Consider the following 15987-nt stretch of genomic DNA (forward strand, 5'->3'; position numbering starts at 1 on the left):
CGGGTGGACGGCCGGCACAGGCTCCGCGGCTAGGCTGGCTTCATGAGAGGCAAGGCATCAAAGACAGTCCTGTCCGGGGCACCACTGCTGGCGGTCGCGCTTGTCCTGGCGGCCTGCTCAAGTCCGCAGGGCAGCGGTCCGGGCTGGACGGCGCAGCCTGGTCCGACAGTGCCGCCGGACAGCTCGGAACGCCCGGGGGCCTCCGGAACCTCGAGCCCGTCTGCCGGGGCAACGCCGTCAGCCACCGGCGATGCTTCCGCTTCCGCAACGCCGCAGGGTGCTGCCACCGCCTCTGCCTGGAAGACGTTCTCGGATCCCGCAAAGACGGTGAGTTTCGAACTGCCGCAGGAGTGGATCGCCCAATCGGTGGCCCCGGAGGAAGGCACCCTGCCCCGAGCGCTCAAGATCGAGGTGAAGAAGCCCGACGGCACGTACATCGCTGCCCTGCGGACGGGCCTGCCGCCGTCGTCCGCTGAATGCCCGGAAGGCTCCCGGAAGGCATATACGGTGATCAGCAGCGTTCCCGTGGACGTATCCGCCGAGGGCGGTGAAGGGACCATCCCGCCGCGTATGGTCTTCCGCGTCATCCAGGGCTACCGGTATTTCGGTTCCTACGGCATCACCAACGTTGTGGGCGGTGCGGACAACCAGGCCTGCGAGCTTCGGAATGTGGTGCGCGGACCGGCCGGCAAGGGAGACTGGTCGTTCGGCGACGTGGTGTCCCTGAAGGCTTTCGCGCCGGATGAAAAGGTGGCTCCGGCAAAGGCGTTCGACACCCTGGGCCAGGCCGCTGAGTACACCGGCGAAAGTTCGGAATTCGCGAACGTCCAGCGGATGCTAATGTCTCTGGAGATCAAAAACTAGTCCCCGTTTCCGGCTCCCACAGGTGCCGGGGCAAACGGCGGCTTTCCTTCCGACGCCGATACCCCCGGAGATTCATGGAACGCTCTGTTTCCGCACGCCTGGCCTTTCGAACCGTAGCCAACACCAAGGTGGCCATGGCCATCGCCGTAGCGAGGAACAGCGGCTACTCCTCGTTTGAGGAATCCCTGTCCGTGATGGCCGGCGGCGAACAGGTCCCGCTCACCGAGGTCTCCGACCACCACGGCGGCCGGCTCCACTACATGGAATTCGCGGAGCCCGCAGACGTGACCGTGGAGTACTCCGCCACCGTGGCCGGCAGGGCGGAACCGGAGGACGCAGACCTGGCGGACCGCATCCGGTACGTCCGCCCCAGCAGGTACGCGGAATCAGACCGGTTGCTGCCCACCGCCTATGCGGAATTCGACTCTGACCAGGGCAGCGACCTGCTGCATGCGGTACGCAACTGGGTCCACGGCGAGCTGCGCTACCTCAGCGGCTCATCCCGGGGCACGGACGGGGCGGTGGAAACGCTCCTCAGCCGGCGCGGCGTGTGCCGGGACTTTGCACACCTGGCCATCGCCCTGCTTCGCTCAAAGGACATCCCGGCGCGGCTGGCGGCGGTCTACGCGCCCGGCCTCAGCCCCATGGACTTCCACGCGGTGGCCGAGGCCCACGTGGACGGTGCCTGGCACGTCATCGACCCCACGGGGCTGGCCCCGCGGGAGTCGATGCTGCGCATCACGGCCGGCCGGGACTCGTCCGACACTGCCTTCCTGTCCACCGTGGGCGGCAGCCTGGTCCTGAACCAGCTCGGGGTCACCGCCGTGGTGAACGGCGACCTGCCCGTCGAGGACCCTGCCCGGCTGGTGCAACTGGGCTGACTGGCTGCCACCTGCCGGGGCCCACGCGTGCTGCTGCCTAGCGGGGCGGGCGCGGGCCCAGGGAGCTCCGAAGCTTGTCGGTCAGCCTTCGGAGTTCCTTTTGCTCCGCAGCCGTAAGGGCCGGGCCCACCAGCGCGGAGATGTCACGCACGTGCTCGCGGCCAATCTCCTTTTGGAGTTCCCGCCCCTCGTCGGTCAGTTTCAGCAGCACGCCGCGGCCGTCCTCCGGGGCCGGCATCCTGGCCACCAGCCCCCGCTTCTCCAGCCGCTCCACCAGCCGGCTCAGGCTGGACTGGCTCAACAGGACGTTGTCATTGAGCTCGTTGAGCCGGAGCCAGCCGGACGGGCAGCGGGAGAGCGTGAACAGGACGTCGTACTCATTCACCGCGAGCTTCCGGAAGGCCGGGCCCGACTGCAGCTTCCGCATGACCGCCACCTGTGCCCGGAACAGCGACTCCCAGGTCTCCGCGGCAAGGCGGACGGGTGATTCCGATCCTCCGGCAGCCATCACGCCTCCGCGGAGGTCTTCTCGGCGTCCTGCGAGGCCAGCAGCGTGGCCACGCGGGCTGCATGGGTGGGCGGCTCGGGGACGTGCGCCGGCTTCCGGGCAGCGTACTCCTTGCGCAGGACGGGAAGGACTTCCTCGCCGAACAGGTCCAGCTGCTCCAGCACGGTCTTCAGTGGAAGCCCGGCGTGGTCAATCAGGAACAGCTGCCGCTGGTAGTCCCCGAAGTACTCACGGAACGTCAGGGTCTTTTCGATGACTTCCTGGGGGCTGCCGACTGTCAGCGGTGTCTGCGATGTGAAGTCCTCCAGCGACGGTCCGTGGCCGTAGACGGGAGCGTTGTCGAAGTAGGGCCGGAATTCCTTCACGGCATCCTGGGAGTTCTTCCGCATGAAGAACTGGCCGCCCAGGCCCACGATCGCCTGGTCCGCCTTGCCGTGCCCGTAGTGCTCGTAGCGCTCACGGTAAAGGCCAATCAGCTGCTGGTAGTGCTCCTTGGGCCAGAAGATGTTGTTGGCAAAGAATCCGTCGCCGTAGTAGGCAGCCACCTCCGCGATCTGCGGGGTGCGGATGGAGCCGTGCCAGACGAAGGGGGCGACGCCGTCGAGCGGGCGCGGGGTGGAGGTGAAGTTCTGGAGCGGCGTGCGGAACTTGCCCGACCAGTTGACGGTGTCCTCGTCCCAGAGCCGGCGCAGCAGGCTGTAGTTTTCGATGGCCAGCTCCACGCCGTCCTGGATGTTCTTCCCGAACCACGGGTAGACCGGGGCGGTGTTGCCGCGGCCCAGCACCAGGTCAACGCGCCCGTCTGCAAGGTGCTGGAGCATGGCGAAGTCCTCGGCAATCTTGACCGGATCATTCGTGGTGATGAGCGTGGTGGCCGTGGACAGCGTGATGCGTTCGGTCTGCGCGGCGATGTAGGCGAGGGTGGTGGTGGGGGAGGAGGAGAAGAACGGCCGGTTGTGGTGCTCACCCAGGGCATAGACATCCATGCCGATTTCTTCGACCTTTTTGGCGATGGCAACGGAGGCCTTGATGCGCTCGTTCTCGGTGGGGGTCCGGCCCGTGGTGGGGTCCGTGGTGATGTCGCTGACGCTGAAAACACCGATCTGCATGATGTGCCTTTCCGTTCGTGGACTTGCTGGCTTGGTTCCAGTGTAGACCAATTTAGATGCATTTGCATCTATCGACGGATACAACGCATCCCGCACGAAAATATTCCGCTGTTTTACTCGGTGCTGCCGGGAGCCGCCCGGCGTCCGCTGACCTTCGGAACCATGCCGGTGGTCCAGTCCTGGAATTCCTCGTCCACATCGGTGGCAGCCGCGAATTCGGGACGTTCCTGAAGCTCCCGCAGCAGGGCCTTTTTCTCGCGCCGGCCCTCCACCAGCCTGTACAGGACCGGGACCAGGACCAGGGTCAGGGCGGTGGAGGAGATCAGGCCGCCGATCACCACTACCGCCAGCGGCTGCGAGATGAAGCCTCCGCCGCCGGTGAGCCCCATGGCCATGGGGGTCAGGGCAAACACGGTTGCCAGTGCGGTCATCAGGATGGGCCGGAGGCGCTGCCGGGCGCCATGGGTGATGGCGTCGGCAACGTTCATGCCCGGCTGTCCGTCCCGCGGCTGCCGGTACTGGTTGATCAGGTCGATCAGCACGATGGCATTGGTGACAACGATGCCCACCAGCATGAGCATGCCGATCAGGGACGGCAGGCCCAGCGGGACGCCGGTCACCAGGAGCAACGCCACGGCTCCGGTGGCAGCGAACGGAACCGAGACCAGCAGGATCAGCGGCTGGATAAGGGACTTGAAGGTGGCCACCATAATGACGTACACAATGGCGATGGCCGCCAGCAGGGCCAGGCCAAGCTGGCTGAAGGACTCGGCCTGCTGGGTTGTCGCTCCGCCGATTTCCGCCGTGACGCCCGGCGGAAGCTGCACGTCCGCGAGCCGCTTCTGGACTTCGGCGCTGACCGCTCCAAGGTTGGACCCCGACGGCGTCACAGACACCCGTGCGGTCCGCTGGCCGTTGCTGGCGGTGATGGACACAGGGACCTCCACCTGCTCCACGGAGGCGATGCTGCCCAGGGTGACGGGGGCGCCCCCTGCCGGCAGTGGAATGTTCCGGACGGCTTCGATGCTGGTGAACCTGGTGCCCTTGCCGATTTGGACGGGGAAGTCATCAGTGTCAATCCGTACTTCCCCTGCCGGGATGGGGCTGATGGTGGATGCCAGGACGCCTGCAACCTGTTCCTCGTTGAGGCCGGCCGCCACGGCTTTGGCCCTGTCCACCTTGACCTGGACCACCGGCTGGGTGGCGGCAAGGTTGGTTGCCACTTCACTGGTGCCGGGCACACCGTTCATCGCTTCGACCATGGTGTCGCTGGCTGCCTGCAGATCCGCCGTGGTGGCGGCTTTGAGGGTGATATCCACGGTGGAGGACGTGCCGAAGCCGCCCTGCTGCGTTCCCACGGAAACCTTGCCCGAATCCGGTACCTTGGCCAGCTCCGAACGGACGGTGTCCTGCAGCTGCACCTGGTCTGCCTTCTCGTCGGTCACCACTGTGAACGTCGAGTTGGAGGAGCCGGTGGAGATGAGGGCGGCGAAGCCGGCCTGCGCGTTGCCGGACGTCACCTGGACGTCCTTGACGCCGTCGATCCCGCGCAGGACCTCCTCAAGGCGGATGGCCGCGGCGCTGGTGTCCGCCAGGCTGGTTCCGGCCGGCAGCACCTGGCGGACCGTCAGGCTGTTCTGGCCCGAATTGCCCAGGAGGTTGGTGGCGAGCAGCGGGGTCATGGCGGCGGTGGCGCCGAGAACCAGGACTGCTGCCACCAGGGTGATGACGGGGTGCTTCTGCGTCTTACTGAGGATGGGCAGGTAGCCCCGCTGCAGCCTGCTGCGCTGTTCGGCTTCCTGGGCCTTCGCCCGCGCCTCGGCGGCAAATGACCGGGCAGCGGGGGAATCAGGCTGGAAGCTTCCGGAGGCACCGGGGGTCCGGAGGAACCAGTAGGCGAGCACCGGAACAATGGTCAGCGAGACCAGCAGGGATGCGAGCAGCGCCATGGTGACGGTCAGGGCGAAGGGCCTGAACAGCTCACCTGCCAGCTCGCCGACGAAGGCAATGGGCAGGAATACGGCAACGGTGGTCAACGTGGAGGCCGTGATGGCGCCGGCCACTTCGCGGATGGCCGTGAGGATGGCGGTGACCTTGTCCTCGCCGTAGGTAAGGTGGCGCTTAATGTTCTCTATGACGACGATCGAGTCGTCCACCACGCGGCCAATGGCGATGGTGAGCGCACCCAAAGTGAGGATGTTGAGCGAGTAGCCGGTGGCTGAGAGCCCGATGAAGGTGATCAGCAGGGACAGCGGGATGGATACCGCGGTGACCAGGGTGGAGCGTGCGGACATCAGGAAGACCAGGATGACGGCGACGGCGAAGCCCAGCCCCAGCAGTCCCTCGGTGGTGAGGTCCTTGATGGATTTTTCGATGAAGGGTGCCTGGTCGAAGACCGGAGTGAACTTCGCGTTGGAGCCGAGCTCTGCCTCCAGTTCGTCCAGGGTGTCCCGCACTGCGTGCGAAATGCCCACCGTGTCACCCTCGGGTTTCTTGGTGACGGACACGGCCAGGGTTTCAGTCCCGTTGGTGCGGGTGATGGACGTCCGCTCGTCGTCCTGGAGGGACACGTCCGCCACCGAGCCGATGGTGGCCGCATTTTTTGCTCCGGATAACGGGAGGGCCTTGATGGCGTCGAGCGAATCGACGGGACTGCCGATCTGCAGCGAGAGCGTCTTGCCCTGTTCCTCCAGCGTTCCGGCCGGCAGCAGCGCGCCGTTGTTTGCCAGCGCATCCCGGATGGACGTGAGGGACGCTCCGGCAGACGCCATGGCGTCGCTCCGGGGGAGGATCTCGATGTGCTGGGAGGCGCCGCCTGTGACATCAGCGCCCCGGACGCCGTCGATCTTCTGCAGCCGGGGCACGCTCAGCCGCTGGAGGTCCGCATTCAGTTCACTGAGGGTCTTGTCCGAAGACACCGCGAGGAACACGATGGGGAAGTCGCTGATGCTGCCGGCAATGGCCTGCGGCTGGACGTCCTCCGGCAGGGACCGCTTGGCGTTGGAGATGGCCCGGTCGATCTGGTTCCGTGCCCGGTCCAGGTTGGAACCGTAGGTGAAGACCATGGTGATCTGCGAAACCCCGTTGCGCGACGTGGAGGAGGTGGATTCCAGCCCCTCCACGCCGTTCAATGCAGTCTCCAGCGGCCCGCTGACCTGTTTGTCCACCACCTCCGGAGAGGCCCCCGGCATGGCAGTCAGCACCGTGATCTGGGGGAACTCAATGGAGGGAATGAGCTCCTGCTTCAGCGACGACATGGTGATTACGCCGAAAACGGAAGCGAAAACAGTGATCAGTGCGATCAGCGCCCGGTTCGCCAGTGAAAGGTGTGCCAGCCGGAACATCGCATGAACTCCTGTGGGGTTGACTAACTGGTGCGGACCCGATGGTGCCGGCCGCTGACCCCGGCAGGGTCAGCGGCTGGCGGAAACGCCCTCCAGCTGGAGGGACTTGGCGGTTGCCTGCTCCAGCTCGACGGCGAGGTCCGGATTTTCATCCAGCTTCACCCCGTAGCCGGGCATCATGTCCTTCAGCTTCGACTGCCAGCCCTTGAAGTTCTTGGGGAACGTCTTCTGCAGCAGTTCGATCATGATGGGAACAGCGGTTGATGCTCCGGGGGAGGCGCCAAGGAGCGCACCGATGGAGCCGTCACGGCCGGCGATCACTTCAGTCCCGAACTGCAGGATGCCGCCCTTTTGCGGATCTTTCTTGATGATCTGTACACGCTGGCCGGCGGTGATCAGTTCCCAGTCGCCGTCCTTGGCCTCCGGGTAGTACTCGCGCAGCGCCTCGACCTTGTCCCCGTGGCGCTTGGCCACTTCCTTGATCAGGTACGCGGTGAGGTCCATGTTGTCCTTGGCCACGGCCAGCATGGGGATGATGTTGCCGGGGCGGATGGAGAGCGGCAGGTCCAGGTAGGAGCCGTTCTTCAGGAAGTTGGTGGAGAACCCGGCGTAGGGGCCGAACAGCAGCGACCGCTTGCCGTTGACGTACCGCGTGTCCAGGTGCGGGACGGACATGGGGGGAGCGCCCACCGACGCCTGGCCGTAGACCTTGGCGCTGTGCTGGGCGGCGATGGTTTCGTCGGTGCAGCGGAAGAACTGGCCGGAAACGGGGAAGCCGCCATAGCCCTTGCTCTCCGGGATGCCGGAGGCCTGCAGCAAGTGGAGGGCACCGCCGCCGGCGCCGACGAAGACGAACTTGGCGTGGATCTTGCCGTGTTCACCGGACTTCGGGTACTTCAGGGAGAGGTCCCAGCCGCCGCCGGACGCCCGGGAAATTCCGGTCACGTCATGGCCGTAATTGATTTCGACGCCGTTGTTCCCGAGGTAGGTGGTCAGCTCCCGGGTGAGTGCCCCGAAGTCGACGTCGGTCCCTTCGACGGCGCGCGTGGCGGCAATGCGCTGCTTCGGGTCGCGTCCCTTGACGATGAGCGGCGCCCACTTGGCGATCTGGCCGTGGTCCTCGGAGTACTCCATGCTCCGGAACAGGGTGTGGGGCTTCAGCGCCTCATACCGCGTCTTCAGGAACCGGGTGTGGTCCTCGCCGAGCACGAAGCTCATGTGCGGGACCGTGTTAATGAAGCCCTTGGGCGAGCCGATCAGGTTCCGGTCCACCAGGTGGGACCAGAACTGCCGGGAGAGCTGGAACTGCTCATTGATGAGCAGGGCTTTGGCAGGGTTCACTGAGCCGTCTTTGGCTGCAGGGGAATAGTTGAGTTCGCAGAGGGCAGCGTGGCCGGTTCCGGCGTTGTTCCAGGGGTCGGAGCTTTCCAGTCCGGGCTGGTCCAGCCGCTCGAACAGGGAAATGGTCCAGTTCGGCTCCAGCTGCTTGAGAAATGCCCCCAGCGTGGCGCTCATGATGCCGCCGCCAATCAGGACGACGTCGGCATGTGGGGTCTTGGAAATGAAGGTCACGATCAGTCTCCGATTGCAGCGGCTCTGGCTGTCACAGAATATCCCCGGGCAGCCGACATACTGAAATTGGACCAGTCCGTCAAGGCTTTAGTTGCACCTTCGTGAAAACTTCATTTAAGACCGGCGATGCGGGATAGCTCACCACACGGTCGGACAGGGCCAGGGCCGAGATGGGAAAGGCGATGGGAACCGCCGGCACGGTGGCTGCGATCTGGGCATTGATGGTGTGGTACTGCTCATCGCGTTCCTCGCCTTCCGGCAGGCCGCGTGCCCGGTTGATCTTGGAAAAGACCTGCGGGTCCTGGTAGCCGAACTCACCGTTCTTTTCACCGAAGAGGGGGCCCACGAAGTTGTCGGCGTCGGAATAGGATCCGTTCCAGCCAAGCAGGTGCAGCGCGTGGTCGCCGGGTGACTGGACCTTCTGGAGGTAGCCGTCCGACCAGTCCACGGGGACAGGCTGGATGTTGAACCCCACAGCCGTCAGTTGCCGGCTGATCTCGGCATAGACCTTTTCCGGAGTGGGCAGGTACGGCCGGGTGACGTTCAACGGGTAGTAGAACTTCAGTTCCTCGCCCGCGTAGCCGCCTTCCTTAAGGTACTCTCTGGCCTTGGCCGGATCGTGGCCCAGTTCGGGGGCATCGTTGTTGAAGCCGCTGATCTTGGGAGGGACGAACTGGGTTGCCCTGGCGGTGTTGTCGATGAAGAACCTGCGGATCAGGGTGTCCTTGTCGATTGCCATTTCGATTGCCTGCCGGACCTTCTGGTTCTGCAGCACCGGGATGTCCTGGTTGATGCCCACGTACATCACCGAGAACGGATCGCGCTGGACAATCTGCTTACCCCGTTTGACCAGTTGGTCGAAGTTCCCCACCGTGACGGCGTCGTAGCCGTCGATCTTTCCGTCCAGCAGGGCCTGGAGCCTGGTCTGGGGGTGGTTGTATGCCATGAAGTTGATGGTGGCGATCTGTCCCCGGTCGCCCCAGTAGGTGTTGTTGGACACCAAGGTAACGCTCTGCTCGTCCCATGACGCGAAGCTGAACGGGCCTGTGCCCACAGGGCGGGTGGCGAAGGCGGAGACTGGCCGCCCGCCGCGGCTTTGGTCAAGGACGTCCGCGGTGCCGGACGCCAGGGCCGCGGGAGACGCCATGGCGAAGGCCGGCAGCGTCAGGGCCTGGAGGAACGCCGTGAAGCGCTGGGTGAGGTCGATCCGCACAGTGTCTGCAGAGAGGGCGGTGCAGCTCTTGAAAATAGACAGGTCGGGCTCGTCCGAGTGGGCTTTGAACACTCCCTTGAAGGAACTGCCGGGTGCCTGCCGGCGCAGGTCTGCCGGGAAGGCGAACCAGCGGTTGAAGTTGGCGCAGACAGCGTCGGCGTTGAACGGCGTGCCGTCCTGGAAGGTGACGCCGGTGCGGAGCGTGAAAGTGTAGGAGCGGCCCTCGTTGGACTCGCTCCATTCAGTAGCAAGGAGGGGTGTCGGCTTGCCGGTGGTCTGGTCCACGCCCACCAGGCCTTCAAGGATCTGGCGGGTGATGCGCTGGGATTCCACGTCGCTGGAGAGGGCGGGGTCCAGTCCCAGGGGCTGTGCGGCGGTGCCGAAGTTGAAGGTGGCGGTGGGCTCGGCAGGGGTTGTGGCGCTGGGTGATTCCGACGACGGTGAGGGGGACGGTACTGCCGTGCACGAGGTTGCCCCCAACGCCAGGAGGACGGTGCCGGCCTTAAGGACCGCGCGCCGCGATGTACTGCTGGGCACTCGTTTATCACCTCTGGATCTTGCCGGCTCCGCCGCTTGCGGGCCGCGGGACCCAGTCTAGTTGACCGGGTCCCGGCTCCCGGGGAGGCCGGTCAGAACTGAAGCCGTACCCGCTTGTGCGGGCACGGCTTCAGAAGGCGTGGGTTGCCGGGGGCTACTTGGGCATCAGCACCGAGTCGATCAGGTAAACGGTGGCGTTCTTGGTCTGGACGCCGCCGCAGATGACGCTGGCATCGTCAACCTTGAGTGCGTCGCCGCTGCCCGTAACCGTCACCGAACCACCCTGGACGGTTGCGTGCGTGCCGGCGATCTTGTCAGGAGTGATCTGGCCCGGAACAACGTGGTAGGTCAGGATCTTGCTCAGCAGGGCATCATCGGTCTTCAGTGTTTCGATGGTGGCTGCATCGATCTTGGCGAAGGCCTCATCCACCGGGGCGAAGACGGTGAACTCGCCGCCGTTGAGCGTGTCCACCAGGTCCACCTTGGGATTCAGCTTGCCGGATACAGCGGCGGTGAGGGTGGTCAGGATCGGGTTGTTGGAGGCGGCAACTGCCACCGGGTCAAGGGCCATGCCCTCAACGGAACCGGCTCCCGTGGGGACCTGCTCGGCGTAGCCGGCGCAGCCGGGGCCCACCAGGTTGGCGGCGGGGTCCATCGCTGCGGCCGAGGAACTGGCCGACGGGGACGGGGCCATGCTGGAAGGTGCGGGGGACTCGGCCGGTGCCGAGGAGCTTGAGGAGCCGGCGGATCCGCCACACGCGGTCAGGCTCAGCAGAGCTGCAGCTGCAACGCCTGCGACGGTGAAAGTTGTGCGCTTGATTGTCTGCATGTGAGTTCTCCTTGGATTATGGCGTTATGCCTGCCGCGGACTGGTGTTCACGGCATTGTTCTTGTCTGGCTGGCGGGCACCTGCCCTTGGCTGGTGTCTCACTGGGTATTCGGCCGATGCGCAGATACGGATGGGTGGAATCCAAGGAGTTTTTCGGAGGGGTACGAATCAGGCCTTTTTCGGGGAACAGTTCCCGGGTGCCTGGCAGGGCATAAACACAAAAAATCCCCCGGTAGTGAACCAGGGGATTTTTGTATTTCTTGGTGCGCAAGGGGGGACTTGAACCCCCACGCCCGAAGGCACAGGAACCTAAATCCTGCGTGTCTGCCAATTTCACCACTCGCGCCAGGCGTCCTGCCGGCGTCACACAAAAGGTACGACGGCGGATGCCAGTCTTTATTGTAGCGTTGCCCCGGCACGACCGGAGCAGGCAACGCTGCCGGTCAGGCGTCCAGCTTCAAGTCGCGGCGCAGCTTGGCGACATGGCCGGTAGCGCGGACGTTGTACTGGGCGAGCGCCACCTTGCCCTCCGGATCCACCACGATGGTTGACCGGATCAGGCCCTGGTAGGTCTTGCCGTAGTTCTTCTTCTCACCCCAGGCGCCATAGGCGTCCGCTACAGCATGGTCCTGGTCCGAGAGCAGGGGAAAGCTCAGTTCCTCACTGGCAGCAAACTTGGCCAGCTTTTCGACGGGGTCCGGCGAGATTCCCAGGACGTCGTACCCCGCGGACTGCAGTGAAGCGAGGCTGTCACGGAAGTCGCAGGCTTCCTTGGTGCAGCCGGGAGTGGAAGCGGCCGGGTAGAAGTAGACGATTGTATGGCGGCCCGCACCGGGGGACAGGGAAACGTCCTTGCCGGTTGAATCCTTCAATGTGAAACCGGGCGCTTCATCACCGGTAACGAGTCTGTCGGCCAATGTTTTTCTCCTTGTTGCAGGCGGGTCACAACAGCCTAGTAAGGGGGAGGAACCAGTGCTAATCGGCACTTGGCTATACTTGCTGCTATGCCTGATATGGATCACTGGCCCACGGGGCGCCTCTTGTCCACTGCTGCGCGCCTCGTCGAACACTCCTGGAACGAAAAACTTGGTGCCATCGGCCTGACCCACGCCGGGGTCATTGCCATCGAGGTGCTGAACGCGCAGGGCCCCATGACCCAGGCCCAGCTTGCCCAATACGTGCGCGTGCAGGCCCAGACCATGGGCAAGACACTCAGCCGGCTGGAGTCCCACGGGCATATCGCCCGCGTGCGCAGCACGTCGGACCGCAGGAGCCATGTGGTGTCCCTGACCGAACGGGGCAAGGAGGCGGTCGCTGCCGCCGTGGAGATGGAGCGTTCCGTCCTGGCTTCGGCGTCCATTGATCCCGAAGTCCTTCGCCAGGAGCTCCAGGCAGTGGTCAGGGAGCTCGCAAGCCAGTTCGCCACCACGCCCGGCAACGCCGCCGCGCTCGTGGAAAATTCACCCTGACTACACTTCGCCGCCGGCCGGCCGGGCGTGACCGCAGTATGCAAACTGTGGTCACGCCTTTTTTGTTGTGCCGTTAGTTGGGGACACAAACAAAACAGCCCCCGGCTTGCGTTTCCGCAAAGCCGGAGGCTGTTTTCCCAGTGGTGCACCCCCCGGGACTTGAACCCGGAACCCATTGATTAAGAGTCAATTGCTCTGCCAATTGAGCTAGAGGTGCATCTTTTTGTTTCAATCATTCGGGGCTTTTCTTTCCCCGTTGATCTCCGCAACGACATGTAACTCTACACGAACTTTTGGTGCATGTGAAATCGGCCGGCTATGCGGGTGGATGATCATTCCGGCAGCGGCAAAATCCGCGGAAAATCAAGGGTGTGGTTGCCTGCGGGAAGCCGGAAACCTCCTTCGGGAGTCAAGATCCCGGCCCTGATCCGCCCCTGCGCACGTGTGAAATGGGCCACATGATTTACTGCTTCCTCCCCGCGTGGGGAGGAAGCAGGGTCGGTTCGTCCTTGAGGCCGGGCCGGACCTGCTCCTAGAGGCGCCTGCGCCGTGGGGCACGGAAGCCTGCCGCCTCCGCGTGGGCGGCCGACTCAAACCAGACATCAGCCCTGGCTTGTTCATAGTCCGGGTGCCCCTCCTCGTAATAGACCATGGCGCCGGCATCGGCCTTGACGCCGTAATCTGCCGGCCCGCTGCCATCGGCACGCGCGGCGGCAGAGCCTGCCCCGTACGGTTCGTCGGCCGCCAGGTGGCCGGCAGCCTCCGGCGAGTGACTAGGCGGGGCAGCCTCTTGTTCCGGCAGATGGTCCGCCCCGGTCTCCACGAGGGCAGAGGACTGGGTGCGGTCCTGCATTTCCGCCGCGGCGGCACCGGCCGGGATGGTGCCACCGGAAACGCCCGCAGCCTCTGGCCGGTCTGCTGAACGTCCGACGGCGGAGGCTGCCGCGCCGTCGTCGTCCGCTTCTTCCACGGCGGCGGACTCGGCGCCGGGAAGCGTGGGGGCGTGCGGTTCCGTGTACTCGGCGTGATGGACCGGTGCTGCTTCCGGGTGCGTCCCCGTCTTCTCTGTGACCGACTGCATTGGCGGGGTTGGAATGGTCCGGGCGGAGGGAGCGCCGCTGGCTTCGGACCACTGGGTTTCCCATTCGGCCTGGTCCTGGCGCCTGCGGTCGTCGCCGGGTCCCGCAGTCGCCGCACCAGCACCCGCATCCGCAGTCGCTGCGCCGGCTCCAGCCGTACCGGCGGGGGAGGCTGCGGAAGAACCTGAACCTGTGCGTTCAGGACGCGGTGCATCCACCGAAGCCGATGTTTCTGCCGGTTCGTCCGCAGTGACGGGCGCGGCGGGCTTGGCCGGCCGGCCAAAACCCGCGGCTGTGGGAATTCCCGTGGTGCCGGCGGCCTCGGCCGACGCCGCGGCGCTGCCGCCGGAAAGAGCACCATCAGTGCGGGTTCCCCGGTCGCTGCGGGCCACGTCGGCCTGGCCGGCGTCACCTCGGGCAGCGGGTGATTTCTTGGCGTTCAGCCTCCACCACACAACACCCACCAGTACAGCGAGCAGAATGATCAAGAAGACAGCTTCCATGGCAAGCCCTTCGGTCGGTCGGCAAGGTCCCTTGCCCCGACGCTACGTCGGGTCCACATCGCTGTCCAGCACTTTGACCGGCCAGGATGTCCCTCCGGGCGTCCCGCCGGCGGCAACGTCCGGGGCAGGGAACACGGCCGCATCCCTGGGCTGGAAAGCAGGCGTGCCGGTGACCTGCGCCACAGGAACTGGTCGGCCCGGCGGCGGGCATCTCATTATTCGAGATGACAGTCCACTATCTGATTGAAATAATCCTGATTTTGCGCTTAACCGGAGCTTCGCGGTCGTTGCTGCCACGCGTGGAGCCATAGACTTTCCCCTATGAGTGACACCCAAATCGCAACCGAGAACAAGCCTGACATCAAACCCCGGAGCCGGGTCGTTACCGACGGAATCCACGCCGCGCCGGCACGTGGCATGTTCCGGGCGGTCGGCATGGGGGATGACGACTTCGCAAAGCCCCAGGTGGGTGTCGCCAGCTCATGGAACGAAATCACCCCCTGCAACCTTTCGCTGAACCGGCTTGCACAGGGCGCCAAGGAAGGCGTCCACGCCGGCGGCGGTTTCCCCATGCAGTTCGGCACCATCTCCGTCTCGGACGGTATCTCCATGGGCCATGAGGGCATGCACTTCTCACTGGTCTCCCGCGAAGTCATCGCAGACTCCGTGGAGACCGTCATGCAGGCCGAGCGCATCGACGGTTCGGTGCTGCTGGCAGGCTGTGACAAGTCCCTGCCCGGCATGCTCATGGCCGCCGCCCGCCTGGACCTGTCCAGCGTGTTCCTTTACGCCGGCTCCATCATGCCCGGCTGGGTCAAGCTTGAGGACGGCTCCGAAAAGGAAGTCACCCTCATTGACGCCTTCGAGGCCGTCGGCGCCTGCGCCGCAGGCAAGATGAGCATGGAAGACCTGACCCGCATCGAAAAGGCCATCTGCCCGGGTGAAGGCGCCTGCGGCGGCATGTACACGGCCAACACCATGGCCTGCATCGGCGAGGCTCTCGGCATGTCCCTGCCGGGCTCCGCCGCCCCGCCCTCGGCAGACCGCCGTCGTGATGAATTTGCCCGCAAGTCCGGCGAGGCCGTGGTTAACCTTCTCCGCCTGGGCATCACCGCCCGGGACATCATGACCAAGAAGGCGTTCGAGAACGCCATCGCCGTCACCATGGCCTTCGGCGGCTCCACCAACGCCGTCCTGCACCTGCTGGCCATTGCCCGCGAAGCAGAGGTGGAGCTGACCCTCGATGACTTCAACCGCATCGGTGACAAGATTCCGCACCTGGGCGACCTTAAGCCGTTCGGCCGCTACGTGATGACCGACGTGGACAAGATCGGCGGCGTGCCGGTGATCATGAAGGCACTGCTCGACGCCGGCCTGCTGCACGGTGACTGCCTCACCGTCACGGGCAAGACCGTGGCGGAGAACCTCGACGCCATCAACCCGCCGGACGTTGACGGCAAGATCCTGCGCGCGCTGGACAACCCGATCCACAAGACCGGCGGCATCACCATCCTGCACGGCACCATGGCCCCCGAAGGCGCAGTGGTGAAGAGCGCAGGCTTCGACGCCGACGTCTTCGAAGGCACCGCCCGCGTCTTCGAGCGCGAACAGGGTGCCCTGGACGCGCTGGACAACGGCCGGATCCACGCTGGCGATGTTGTGGTGATCCGCTACGAAGGACCCAAGGGCGGGCCGGGCATGCGTGAGATGCTTGCCATCACCGGCGCCATCAAGGGTGCGGGCCTCGGCAAGGACGTCCTGCTCCTCACCGACGGCCGGTTCTCCGGCGGCACCACGGGCCTCTGCATCGGCCACGTCGCGCCCGAAGCGGTGGACGGCGGCCCCATCGCGTTCGTCAAGGACGGCGACCGCATCCGCGTGGACATCGCAGCGCGCAGCTTCGACCTGCTGGTGGACGAGGCTGAACTCGAAGCCCGCAAGGTGGGCTGGGAGCCGCTGCCGGCCAGGTACACCAAGGGTGTGCTCGCCAAGTACGCCAAGCTGGTGCACAGCGCCAGTACCGGCGCATACTGCGGCTGATGCCTGAGTGCCCCATGCCTCCGGCGGCGAAACGACTGC

At 65.2% G+C, this 15987-nt stretch carries 12 protein-coding genes and 2 tRNA genes; 4 read left to right on the forward strand and 10 right to left on the reverse strand.

What is annotated here, in order from left to right; genetic code table 11:
- Nucleotides 1-42 precede the first annotated feature (42 nt).
- Both AC5RWA_RS17095 and AC5RWA_RS17100 read left to right on the forward strand, forming a co-directional pair.
- Nucleotides 43-864: a hypothetical protein gene (locus tag AC5RWA_RS17095; RefSeq protein WP_494058454.1), complete on the forward strand. Its 822-nt coding sequence runs from the start codon at nucleotides 43-45 to the stop codon at nucleotides 862-864.
- Nucleotides 865-938: 74 nt separating this feature from the next.
- Nucleotides 939-1745 (forward strand): transglutaminase-like domain-containing protein, encoded by an 807-nt coding sequence (locus AC5RWA_RS17100; RefSeq protein WP_494058455.1) that lies wholly within the window; start codon nucleotides 939-941, stop codon nucleotides 1743-1745.
- Between the two features lie 37 nt (nucleotides 1746-1782).
- Here AC5RWA_RS17100 and AC5RWA_RS17105 read toward each other — a convergent pair whose 3' ends face one another.
- The 8 genes from AC5RWA_RS17105 to bcp form a co-directional block, all read right to left on the reverse strand.
- A complete protein-coding gene (locus AC5RWA_RS17105; RefSeq protein ID WP_079597719.1) occupies nucleotides 1783-2253 on the reverse strand; it encodes a MarR family winged helix-turn-helix transcriptional regulator in 471 nt (156 codons plus the stop codon).
- On the reverse strand, nucleotides 2253-3362 hold the full coding sequence (locus AC5RWA_RS17110; RefSeq protein WP_079597720.1) for an LLM class flavin-dependent oxidoreductase: 1110 nt from the start codon (nucleotides 3360-3362) through the stop codon (nucleotides 2253-2255). Before AC5RWA_RS17110 ends, AC5RWA_RS17105 begins: the two co-directional genes overlap by 1 nt.
- Nucleotides 3363-3475: 113 nt before the next feature.
- Nucleotides 3476-6706, reverse strand: a complete 3231-nt coding sequence (locus AC5RWA_RS17115) for an efflux RND transporter permease subunit (protein WP_494058456.1) — start codon at nucleotides 6704-6706, stop codon at nucleotides 3476-3478.
- A 69-nt stretch (nucleotides 6707-6775) separates the two neighbouring features.
- The gene (locus tag AC5RWA_RS17120) at nucleotides 6776-8278 is read right to left on the reverse strand and encodes a malate:quinone oxidoreductase (RefSeq protein WP_476245302.1); all 1503 of its coding nucleotides are present in this window, start codon (nucleotides 8276-8278) and stop codon (nucleotides 6776-6778) included.
- 79 nt (nucleotides 8279-8357) lie between these two features.
- On the reverse strand, nucleotides 8358-10028 hold the full coding sequence (locus AC5RWA_RS17125) for an ABC transporter substrate-binding protein (protein ID WP_494058457.1): 1671 nt from the start codon (nucleotides 10026-10028) through the stop codon (nucleotides 8358-8360).
- Nucleotides 10029-10182: 154 nt separating this feature from the next.
- Nucleotides 10183-10857: a fasciclin domain-containing protein gene (locus tag AC5RWA_RS17130; protein ID WP_079597724.1), complete on the reverse strand. Its 675-nt coding sequence runs from the start codon at nucleotides 10855-10857 to the stop codon at nucleotides 10183-10185.
- A gap of 261 nt (nucleotides 10858-11118) precedes the next feature.
- Nucleotides 11119-11203, reverse strand: a tRNA-Leu gene (locus AC5RWA_RS17135).
- Between the two features lie 97 nt (nucleotides 11204-11300).
- Nucleotides 11301-11774 carry a thioredoxin-dependent thiol peroxidase gene (gene bcp, locus AC5RWA_RS17140; protein ID WP_494058458.1) on the reverse strand — a complete coding sequence of 158 codons (474 nt, stop codon included), beginning with the start codon at nucleotides 11772-11774 and terminating at the stop codon, nucleotides 11301-11303.
- A 96-nt stretch (nucleotides 11775-11870) separates the two neighbouring features.
- Between bcp and AC5RWA_RS17145 the strand changes: the two genes are divergently transcribed.
- Nucleotides 11871-12326: a MarR family winged helix-turn-helix transcriptional regulator gene (locus AC5RWA_RS17145; RefSeq protein WP_079597727.1), complete on the forward strand. Its 456-nt coding sequence runs from the start codon at nucleotides 11871-11873 to the stop codon at nucleotides 12324-12326.
- Between the two features lie 141 nt (nucleotides 12327-12467).
- On the opposite strand, the gene AC5RWA_RS17150 is transcribed toward AC5RWA_RS17145, so the two are convergent.
- Nucleotides 12468-12543, reverse strand: a tRNA-Lys gene (locus AC5RWA_RS17150).
- Nucleotides 12544-12858: 315 nt separating this feature from the next.
- Entirely contained in the window at nucleotides 12859-13908 is a 1050-nt protein-coding gene (locus AC5RWA_RS17155; RefSeq protein WP_494058459.1) for a sunset domain-containing protein, read from the reverse strand.
- Between the two features lie 321 nt (nucleotides 13909-14229).
- Between AC5RWA_RS17155 and ilvD the strand changes: the two genes are divergently transcribed.
- A complete protein-coding gene (gene ilvD, locus AC5RWA_RS17160) occupies nucleotides 14230-15948 on the forward strand; it encodes a dihydroxy-acid dehydratase (RefSeq protein WP_079597730.1) in 1719 nt (572 codons plus the stop codon).
- The last annotated feature ends 39 nt before the right edge of the window (nucleotides 15949-15987 follow it).

It is taken from the genome of Arthrobacter sp. 210 2, assembly GCF_059093025.1.

What these genes read in the sequence shown, in the direction of transcription:
- AC5RWA_RS17105 (WP_079597719.1), bottom strand. Translation starts at nt 2,253, where the DNA reads ATGGCTGCCGGAGGATCGGAATCACCCGTCCGCCTTGCCGCGGAGACC.
- AC5RWA_RS17130 (WP_079597724.1), bottom strand. Translation starts at nt 10,857, where the DNA reads ATGCAGACAATCAAGCGCACAACTTTCACCGTCGCAGGCGTTGCAGCT.
- AC5RWA_RS17145 (WP_079597727.1), top strand. Translation starts at nt 11,871, where the DNA reads ATGGATCACTGGCCCACGGGGCGCCTCTTGTCCACTGCTGCGCGCCTC.
- AC5RWA_RS17110 (WP_079597720.1), bottom strand. Translation starts at nt 3,362, where the DNA reads ATGCAGATCGGTGTTTTCAGCGTCAGCGACATCACCACGGACCCCACC.
- AC5RWA_RS17100 (WP_494058455.1), top strand. Translation starts at nt 939, where the DNA reads ATGGAACGCTCTGTTTCCGCACGCCTGGCCTTTCGAACCGTAGCCAAC.
- AC5RWA_RS17095 (WP_494058454.1), top strand. Translation starts at nt 43, where the DNA reads ATGAGAGGCAAGGCATCAAAGACAGTCCTGTCCGGGGCACCACTGCTG.
- AC5RWA_RS17155 (WP_494058459.1), bottom strand. Translation starts at nt 13,908, where the DNA reads ATGGAAGCTGTCTTCTTGATCATTCTGCTCGCTGTACTGGTGGGTGTT.
- ilvD (WP_079597730.1), top strand. Translation starts at nt 14,230, where the DNA reads ATGAGTGACACCCAAATCGCAACCGAGAACAAGCCTGACATCAAACCC.
- AC5RWA_RS17115 (WP_494058456.1), bottom strand. Translation starts at nt 6,706, where the DNA reads ATGTTCCGGCTGGCACACCTTTCACTGGCGAACCGGGCGCTGATCGCA.